The organism is Mesorhizobium sp. M7A.F.Ca.AU.002.02.1.1 (genome assembly GCF_003998535.1).
GTDB lineage: Bacteria > Pseudomonadota > Alphaproteobacteria > Rhizobiales > Rhizobiaceae > Mesorhizobium > Mesorhizobium ciceri.
On the sequence record NZ_RZPB01000974.1, the window covers coordinates 1 to 1,905 of the forward strand.

The 1,905-nt window shown below is 60.1% G+C and carries 2 protein-coding genes; both read left to right on the forward strand.

The genetic code is table 11. The features are described 5' to 3' along the window. A partial coding sequence (locus tag EN879_RS39565; RefSeq protein ID WP_206521062.1) for a hypothetical protein occupies window positions 1-321 on the forward strand: 321 nt, incomplete at its 5' end. Further along, a partial coding sequence (gene ccoN, locus EN879_RS33950) for a cytochrome-c oxidase, cbb3-type subunit I (protein ID WP_127274615.1) occupies window positions 318-1,905 on the forward strand: 1,588 nt, incomplete at its 3' end. The genes EN879_RS39565 and ccoN, both read left to right, overlap by 4 nt.

A 1,905-nucleotide genomic window follows, 5' to 3' on the forward strand; every position in this document is an offset into this window, starting at 1 on the left:
CCGGGCAAGGCGCCCGCCATTCTTTCCAGGGCGTCGCAGAGCTGCAGCTTTTCCCTGTGCGCGCGCTTCATCACCGCGGCTGGACCACTTCCCTGCTGGATCGATCAGTCGGTGCGGGATTTTCATCGCCTGCTTCGAACAGCGACGATCCCAGCCCCTTCTTCCGGCTCAAGGGCGGCCTCCGAGTGCAAGACCACGCTGCCCACTCAGAAGGGGCTGGGCTTTGACATGGATCAAGGCGGCGACAACGCGACTGCTGAATTGGTGTCTATGCGGATTGGCGTCCGCGCATCGGAATCCGAGGTCGGGGATAGCTCATGAAGTTCGGCACGCAAATCTTCGTTTTGAGCCTTTTCACATTTGCAGCCCTGGTGGCCGCGGGCTTCGGCGTGGACCAGCCCTTTCGACAGCATATGTGGGTGCTGTTTTTTGTGTTGCTTGGTTTTGTCGCCATCCTCATCCGCAACACGAATTTCGAGGTGGCCGCTCCGATTGACCCATCCGCTTACATGGATGGTCCAATCCGCTACGGCGCCATCGCCACCATGTTCTGGGGTGTCGTCGGCATGCTTGTCGGCGTGGTCATCGCGCTGCAGCTTGCCTACCCCGATCTCAACATCCAGCCCTGGTTCAACTTCGGCCGTTTGCGGCCGCTGCATACGTCCGGAGTGGTCTTCGCATTCGGCGGCAACGCATTGCTTTGCACGTCATTGTACGTCGTGCAACGCACCTGTCGCGCGCGCCTGTTCGGCGGCGATCTCGCCTGGTTCGTGTTCTGGGGTTACCAGCTTTTCATTGTCATGGCCGCGACCGGCTATCTGCTCGGCATCACCGAGAGCCGGGAATACGCCGAACCCGAATGGTACGTGGACATCTGGCTGACCATCGTCTGGGTCGCCTATCTGATCTTGTTCCTTGGCACGATCTTCAAGCGCAAGGAACCGCACATCTACGTCGCCAACTGGTTTTACCTCTCCTTCATCGTGACCATCGCGATGCTGCATGTGATCAACAACCTGTCGATGCCGGCCTCGTTCCTGGGCTCAAAGAGTTACTCCGCCTTTTCCGGGGTCCAGGACGCCCTGACGCAATGGTGGTATGGCCACAACGCCGTCGGCTTCTTCCTCACTGCCGGCTTCCTCGGCATGATGTATTACTTCGTGCCCAAGCAGGCGAACCGGCCGGTCTATTCCTATCGGCTGTCGATCATCCATTTCTGGGCGATCATCTTTCTCTACATCTGGGCCGGGCCGCATCACCTGCACTACACCGCCCTGCCCGATTGGGCGCAGACGCTCGGCATGGTGTTCTCGATCATGCTGTGGATGCCGTCATGGGGTGGCATGATCAACGGCCTGATGACGCTGTCCGGCGCCTGGGACAAGCTGCGCACAGACCCCATCATCCGTATGATGGTGATGGCCATCGCCTTCTACGGCATGTCGACCTTCGAAGGTCCGATGATGTCGATCAAGACGGTCAACTCGCTGTCGCATTACACCGACTGGACCATTGGCCACGTGCACTCCGGTGCGCTCGGCTGGGTCGGCATGATCTCGTTCGGCGCAATCTACTTCATGGTGCCGAAGCTCTGGAACCGTGAGCGGCTCTACTCGCTGAGGCTCGTCACCTGGCACTTCTGGCTGGCGACCCTGGGGATCGTTGTCTACGCCGCCGTCATGTGGGTTTCCGGCGTCATGCAGGGCCTGATGTGGCGTGAATACGACGAGCAGGGCTTCCTGGTCTATTCCTTCGCCGAAACCGTGGCCGCCATGCATCCCTACTATCTCATGCGCGCCATTGGCGGGGCAATGTATCTCTCCGGCGCCCTGATCATGGCCTGGGACATCGCCCTGACCATCCTCGGATACCAGCGCGAGGAGGGGCCGATGCCCGGCTCTGTTC